Raw genomic sequence first — 6,402 nt, 5'->3', positions numbered from 1 at the left:
TGCCTCGCCATCGGCCCCCCGCCGTTGGCCGCTGGCTGAATCCTCAACCTGTGCCAGATGATTGAAAATGCCGTGCTTTAGTATCCGTCGGCACATCTGCCATGGCATGTCAGCAATCGTGGTGCCTTGCTGGGTGTAGCACCGGCAATCACTGAAGTCTGATTCCATGGACATGCAGCCGTGAACAACAGGGATAGCAGTTGGTTGCTTTGCCTGTAACTCGTAGAGGGGCGCGGTATACGGCAGCCCCTGAACCTCAGGCTGCATCAATTCTGACCAGGACTTGCTATAGGCGGAATTGCGGACTGGAACCTGTGCCACCTGGTGGGATTCTGTGCCGGGCTGGCCGGTGACGTAGTTTTCATCTGTACTGGCACCGTAGTTTTGCGTGAAACGCCAGAGAAGAAAGGCGGCGAGCGCGATACCAGCTATCAGGAAATAGATGATCTTCGGGGGCTTGAACTTGTGGGTGTGAACCTCAGCGGAGTGGTACAAGTCCCAGACACGCTTGGGAAGACCCTTTTTACGCTGGACGCACCCGCCTAACTCAGACTTGCTCGATGGGTTCACATAGCCGGAGCCTGAATGGTACTCGATGACGAAAGGGGCACCGAAAGGGCGGCTGTAGTGCAGTTGCTCGTTGCAGAGTTTGCGGGCATGAGTGTCTAGGAGGCTGGGGTCCTGGCTGATAAAGATGATATCCCAGCCTTGGTGGCGGTGAGTTTCTAGCGCAGTAAGGCCGGGGGGAACTGGTTTACTGGGTGCCCTGCCCGGCCATATTTGCTGGGCCTCATCGACAACGAGAACCGCGCCTTGTGGTAGATGGTCTGGCCACTCCTTGACCTGATCGTCGGTTAGCTCGTGCCAGTCAACTTTTAAGTCACGAATACCCCGATAGTAGACAGGACGGCGGGTGTCACTGCCTTCTACGGCAAACCTCTTATCATGCAGCACGAAGTCGAGCGTATGCGAAGTTTTCCCGGTTCCCGGCTTACCAGTCACCAACCAAAACATCAGTCATCCCCCATAGACATAAAGCCAAACCGCTTGAACGCTCCCCAAAGCGCTTTAACACCGACTACGCCGATATAGGCGCTGATAACCAAGCTAATGAACTTGTCGAAACCGGCGATGGTGGCGACCGCGATAATGTCAGCAGGGACGCCACCAAAGTTGCTCTGGATGGCTGCGGTGATGTTGTCCATCGTGAGTTGAACGCCGGTAATGGTGACAACACCCACGCCGATGGCAGCCATAACACGGGCTGTGAGACCACCCGCAATTTGCGCAAGAAAGACCTGGACCGCTGCGAGTACACTACCCATCGTTATCACCTGTCATGCTGCGAAAAACGATCATTCCTGCTGCCAGCCAGCCAAGGGCAATCACAAGGCCGCGAATTTTTTCGGCCCACTGACAGATGAATGACATTGGAAAACTGATAGAGCCGAACGCGCCTAGATTAACGTCAATGTCGGCGGGGCAGGACATGGAACCGCCGTAGCCACTGCCAGAGTCGTCCAGGGCAACAGCCTCTGAAACGTCGATTTCATTCTCTGCAACGCTGTTTTCTTCACGGTCATCTGTCAGAGAGTCACTTTCCCTGTACTCTTCTGTGCCGATTAGGTCCTCACGATTCAGCTTATCGTTGCAGCGTTGACGCCATGTGTTGAGGAGGATTCCGCACTGGATAGCATCATCTGAGTTGCATTCTGGCTCTTGTACTTCATCTTTTTCGCATGTGCCCTCACCTACGCTATCCGGTTCAGATTCTTCCTCATCTGAATCAGGTATGCCGTTTCCGTTGGAGTCGGGATCTGATCCATCTGGCACACCATCGCCGTCAGTGTCCGGATTGTCTGGATCAGGGTCAGAACCATCTGGCACGCCATCGCCGTCCCGATCCGGGTTTGACGGGTCTGCATCCTCATGGTCTGGAACACCATCACCATCCGAATCAGGGGCATCCTCACCATCACCGGGGGTTTGGCAGTATTTTGTTCCGTCTATCGTTGTGTAATTTGGACATGGATCATCTGGAGGGGATTCACAGTATTTTTTGCCGTTGGCTGTAGCCCTGTAGCAGCCATCCTCGTCCTTGTAGTCATCAAAAGGGCGGTCACTGGCTCCGTCAGCGCGGTCACAGAATTCACCAGTGCTTGTATAGGTAGACAAGCAAGTGCTGGTGCCGTCTGCAAGATACACACAGATAGAGCGCTTGGGATTGACGTGATTACAGTTTTGGTAGCAGACGCTACCAGAGAGATAAGGAACGGAAAAGCGGGACTCTGTGCCCTGAGGTATGCCGCACTCTGTGGGCGGCTCACTGCCACCTAAGTAACACCTATTTCCTACTGCTACGTCACGGCTGTCGCAGGAAAATACATCCTGTGCCGTAAAGCCGGGGTCGGTTGGTACAGACTGGCATGATCTGTATGAGGGTGCACATTGAGCAGCACGGGACGAGATGCAGGAGTCGTCGCCGTCTACGCACGTGATTTTTGCGAAATAATCGGCCTGGTAATTGCCCTGACAGTCAATCTGGCTTCCTTTCCTATAGCAAACCTCGTTGCTCGCGTGAGCAGCAGAAGAATAAAAAAGTGAAGGAACAGCTATAAATGCCGCTATGCAAAAAGCATATAGAAGGCCAGCAGAGATACGGTTAGATAAAGCCATGGGCCAATGTCCGATTCCATTTTTCACCTCTGAAAAAAAGGGGTCCGAAGACCCCTTTAGCTTCTTGCTTGCGATTTAGCGAACCACACGGCGAAGCAGGCTGAGGCCCGCGACGACAGCCAGGACCACCAGAATGGCGGCACCGATGATTTCCACCAGACCAGACTGAGCACTGATTTCCGTGGTGATCTCAGTAGGGTCAATGGCGGCATTGGCCGGACCAGCGAACATCAAGCCAGTACCAGCGACGATGGCCAGATTGCGGCCATTGGCCTGGATAGCCTCCAGACGGGCTTTTGTTGCAGCTTTCATAATCACGCTCCTTTAGCGCAGGGTTTGGGTTATTAAACGCGACAGGGTTTTGACACCCCACACTGTGGCGAACAGCAAGACCACAGCACCGAGGATTGCGTTTGCCTCCTCGTATGTGAGCGGGGGCAGTCCGAAAGGCCCTGAACCCGCCACAACTTCAAGAGTGCCAGTACAGAGTGCCGCCCCGTCTTGGGCTTGTTGCCACTCGCCATCTGTGCACTCGATTAAACTCATGGTCCTGCCTTACTTGCTGTCAGGCTTTGCAGTGCTGCCCTGGGGGGCTTTCTTCGGCACTACGCCAACAAGGAAAGGCTGGCTTTTTCCACCGGCTGCGCGTTTCAGGACGGAGATGAATTCCACTTCATCACCGGATTTAAGGTCTGCCAGCTGGTCGAAGACTTCCGGTTCGGCGCTGAGCTTCATGACCTCATAGCCGCGTGTTTGAGTCGGATCAGTTGCAGGCTGGCCGGCGAATACTGAGCAGTAAACGTCACGCTCTACGGTGATTTTGTTTACGCCGAATACGGTCAGGTTCATTTGCATTTGCATGGTCGTTCCTCTTGGCCTGTGGCCGTTGGTTTAGCTGGTCGGTATGCCCAGCTCTTTTAAAATCTGTTTGGCATCGATCATTGGCTTACTCGATGCGTGCTTTCTGCAATTCGCTCTGGCTTCCCTTTCTGTTTTGGCGAAGCCGATAAAGCACCAAGGGGCGTAAAGGTGTTTCGGTTTCTCCTGGGCGTGCCAGTTGCGTTCAGAAATGTATATTCCGGGGCGAAGCTGGCGGGTTCTGTACTTGCCGCAGTTGCTGTAGCTCCTCAGCCCTACTCGCTTGAATTCCATCTTTTACGGCCTCGCGAATTTCCTGTTTTACTAGCGGTGAAAGTGGTTCAGGGCTGACAATTTCTAAATCTTGAAAGAAGTAAGACGCCACCACAGCCAAGATCAGAAAAGCAAAAACAAGAATCAGAAACGGATCCCCATCATAAAATCCCAACTGTTTTTTCATGATCCAATCCTTAAAACATCCCTTACGGGGGCGCCCTTCGGGGCGGCTCTATTCGCTTTGCTCACCAGCACGAAAAGACTGTGCTGGCCCTTACGGGTAACGATCCTCGCCTCTTCGCTCCGCTGCGCACTCCGTTTGCAAAAGGCAAAAGAATGAGGGCACCGGTAAACCGGTAAAGGCGCTTTTTTTAAAGTGCAAAACCGCTCCCGGCTCTGGATCGAAGGCAGGGGGTTCCCTACCCCGCCACCCACGCCTGTCTTTTTGCGGACTGTGAGGCAACAAATGACCGGGGCAAGGCCAGAGCCTGCGGTGCTGCGCAGCCTTGCCCCGGTCATTTGTCACCTCCCTTAACGTCCGCGACAGGCGAAGGTGACGAGGCAGGGAATTCAGGGGGACAGCCCGCATCAAGCCACGCAGTCAAAACCGCGCCAGCAAGGTCATACAGGTCCGTTCCACGGGCCACAGATTCCTTGAGGAGCTTTAATTTTGTGGACTTGGGGGCGACAACATAGAAGCGCTGGGGCTTGTCGTCGTAGTCCTCTTTATGGTCCACGCGTGGGGGGATAGTGGTCATTTCAGCCCCCCTGAAATGAAGCCAGCCATTTGCGACCCAGTGTCGAGAGGAAACCCAAGCTGACAATGCAGGGTGCACATGCTCCCAAAAGCGAAAACAGGGAACATGACAACATCACCAATCAGATCATCGGGATTAACTCGCTCTGGCAGCGTTATAACCATATGGCCTACCACTTCATGTGAGTCAGGCAGGTAGACAGGGTAAGAAACATTGCGGAACGTCATTACATGGCCCCCCAGAAAAGTGACAGCTGAGGAGAGGCATCACGGGAGCGGGAATAGACAAATGCCTTTGCACGGTCCAGCTGATCAGCAGCGAATGCGGCCACGTCCTGGACACCGAGAAGGTTAGTCACGCGGACACTAATGTAAGAGCTGTATTCGAAGATGGTGGCCGAATAGCGAATGCCTGCACGGGAAAGCAACGAGACCGTTTTCTTGCACAAGCCGGGGGCTTTGTCAGTTTCGCAGCAGTATTTGCGGCCTTTGCGCTTATAGATTGCCTTAATCATTGCTCTGCCTCCTGAACCATTTCTACAAAGGCCAGCACGTTCACCATACGGCGCTTTGCGATTTTGACGGTGGGTATCTCCCCCCGGTCTACCCAACCTCGAACCACTCCATCTGATACGCCGATCCAGTCAGCAAACGCTTGGCGGGACATGACAGGGGGATAAGGCCCCTTGATCCCTGTGAAGTCGTCCCCCAAATCCGGCATACTGTGATTCCTTGTGGTGCTATGTGGTTTGTACTCATTACATATTACTGAGTATATACTATTGCAAAGCACAGTAAATAGTAATGAGTAGAATTTATCGTAATGATTAGAGACCGGCTTATAAGCCTTTTTAATAAGGAACGGACAACTGTCTGGTTTGAGGATCAAACAGGGATAGGTCGTTATCGCTGGCAGAACATTAAAAGCGGGAAAGCAAGGCTGACTGAGGCTGAGATAGAAGCCGTAATGGAGCTTTTCCCGGGCTATCGGTGGTGGTTGATGACTGGCGAGGTTATGCCGGAGGCAGGACAGACAAGCCCGGAATACGACGAAGCAAACAAGAACCTTAAGGAACAAGGTCAGGGATAGCTCTCACGCAGAGAGCCGCCGAAAAATGGTTCGGGAGGGATCGGCATGGAAAAAATCAAACCTGAAAGGCTTGACTGGGACGACTTAAAAGCGAGCAATAAAAATACAGGGCAGGGATCAGCAGCAGGAACTATAGCAGCGGCGATTATCTTTTCTTCAGTGATCACAATCGGCGGATGGATCGGGTACCAGGAGTACAAAGAATGGGAAGCCGAGCAAGCCGCGATAAAGATGATCCAACAATTCAACCAAGAAACAAAAGCGATCACAGAGAGAGCTAACAGGGAAAGGGCAAGGATAAGGGCTGAAAGGGAGAAAAGAAACGCAGCCATTGAACAAAGAAACCGCGAGACCAGAGAAACCCGTGAAATGAACAGGCGGGAATGTCGTTACTGGAGAGGACAATACAGCAAGCTTAAGACTCCAGAAATCAGAGCAATGGTGAGAAAGCACTGCCTGTAGTGTCGAAATAATGTCGAAAACAACGTGCTTGAACCAGCTAAATAGTGAAACCGGAAAGTGCTAAACCTTTGAATTGTGAGGGAAAGTGACAGAACGAGGGTTGAAAAATAGGGTTCGAATCCCTCCCTCACCGCCAAACATGAAAGCCCCGCAAACGCGGGGCTTTTTTTATGCTGCTTTCGCGGCCGCAACACGGTTCACGTAGCACGCAACACGCCCCCCCGAACCCTGCGGCCACAAGGAGGCAGCTCCCAGGCATTAGTGTCAGGCCTCAAGCGTATAG

Annotated in this window: 9 protein-coding genes; 1 reads left to right on the top strand and 8 read right to left on the bottom strand. The window is 52.9% G+C overall.

What is annotated here, in order from left to right; translation table 11 throughout:
• The 8 genes from COA55_RS07790 to COA55_RS07755 form a co-directional block, all read right to left on the bottom strand.
• A partial coding sequence (locus COA55_RS07790; RefSeq protein ID WP_290501297.1) for a zonular occludens toxin domain-containing protein occupies nucleotides 1-1,014 on the bottom strand: 1,014 nt, incomplete at its 3' end.
• Complete coding sequence (locus tag COA55_RS07785; RefSeq protein ID WP_290501295.1) at nucleotides 1,014-1,325, bottom strand: DUF2523 family protein; 312 nt, start codon at nucleotides 1,323-1,325, stop codon at nucleotides 1,014-1,016. The genes COA55_RS07790 and COA55_RS07785, both read right to left, overlap by 1 nt.
• Nucleotides 1,318-2,175: a virulence factor TspB C-terminal domain-related protein gene (locus COA55_RS07780; protein WP_290501293.1), complete on the bottom strand. Its 858-nt coding sequence runs from the start codon at nucleotides 2,173-2,175 to the stop codon at nucleotides 1,318-1,320. The genes COA55_RS07785 and COA55_RS07780 overlap by 8 nt, the downstream gene beginning before the upstream one ends.
• 576 nt (nucleotides 2,176-2,751) lie before the next feature.
• Nucleotides 2,752-2,988 carry a major capsid protein gene (locus tag COA55_RS07775; RefSeq protein WP_290501291.1) on the bottom strand — a complete coding sequence of 79 codons (237 nt, stop codon included), beginning with the start codon at nucleotides 2,986-2,988 and terminating at the stop codon, nucleotides 2,752-2,754.
• Between the two features lie 243 nt (nucleotides 2,989-3,231).
• On the bottom strand, nucleotides 3,232-3,537 hold the full coding sequence (locus COA55_RS07770; protein WP_290501290.1) for a hypothetical protein: 306 nt from the start codon (nucleotides 3,535-3,537) through the stop codon (nucleotides 3,232-3,234).
• A gap of 202 nt (nucleotides 3,538-3,739) precedes the next feature.
• On the bottom strand, nucleotides 3,740-3,994 hold the full coding sequence (locus tag COA55_RS07765; RefSeq protein WP_290501289.1) for a hypothetical protein: 255 nt from the start codon (nucleotides 3,992-3,994) through the stop codon (nucleotides 3,740-3,742).
• 800 nt (nucleotides 3,995-4,794) lie between these two features.
• Nucleotides 4,795-5,082, bottom strand: a complete 288-nt coding sequence (locus tag COA55_RS07760) for a hypothetical protein (RefSeq protein ID WP_290501288.1) — start codon at nucleotides 5,080-5,082, stop codon at nucleotides 4,795-4,797.
• Nucleotides 5,079-5,288 carry a DNA-binding protein gene (locus tag COA55_RS07755; protein WP_290501287.1) on the bottom strand — a complete coding sequence of 70 codons (210 nt, stop codon included), beginning with the start codon at nucleotides 5,286-5,288 and terminating at the stop codon, nucleotides 5,079-5,081. The genes COA55_RS07760 and COA55_RS07755 overlap by 4 nt, the downstream gene beginning before the upstream one ends.
• Before the next feature lie 414 nt (nucleotides 5,289-5,702).
• Between COA55_RS07755 and COA55_RS07750 the strand changes: the two genes are divergently transcribed.
• A complete protein-coding gene (locus COA55_RS07750; protein WP_290501285.1) occupies nucleotides 5,703-6,119 on the top strand; it encodes a hypothetical protein in 417 nt (138 codons plus the stop codon).
• The last annotated feature ends 283 nt before the right edge of the window (nucleotides 6,120-6,402 follow it).

The organism is Alcanivorax sp. (genome assembly GCF_002733835.1).
In the GTDB taxonomy this organism is placed as follows: domain Bacteria; phylum Pseudomonadota; class Gammaproteobacteria; order Pseudomonadales; family Alcanivoracaceae; genus Alcanivorax.
The sequence above is the reverse complement of the archived record's forward strand: the minus strand, read 5'-3'. Positions and strand labels throughout refer to the sequence as shown.

Bases quoted from the DNA above. Each gene is read 5' to 3' on its own strand.
- COA55_RS07785 (WP_290501295.1), bottom strand. From the start codon at position 1,325: ATGGGTAGTGTACTCGCAGCGGTCCAGGTCTTTCTTGCGCAAATTGCG.
- COA55_RS07775 (WP_290501291.1), bottom strand. From the start codon at position 2,988: ATGAAAGCTGCAACAAAAGCCCGTCTGGAGGCTATCCAGGCCAATGGC.
- COA55_RS07770 (WP_290501290.1), bottom strand. From the start codon at position 3,537: ATGCAAATGCAAATGAACCTGACCGTATTCGGCGTAAACAAAATCACC.
- COA55_RS07765 (WP_290501289.1), bottom strand. From the start codon at position 3,994: ATGAAAAAACAGTTGGGATTTTATGATGGGGATCCGTTTCTGATTCTT.
- COA55_RS07760 (WP_290501288.1), bottom strand. From the start codon at position 5,082: ATGATTAAGGCAATCTATAAGCGCAAAGGCCGCAAATACTGCTGCGAA.
- COA55_RS07755 (WP_290501287.1), bottom strand. From the start codon at position 5,288: ATGCCGGATTTGGGGGACGACTTCACAGGGATCAAGGGGCCTTATCCC.
- COA55_RS07750 (WP_290501285.1), top strand. From the start codon at position 5,703: ATGGAAAAAATCAAACCTGAAAGGCTTGACTGGGACGACTTAAAAGCG.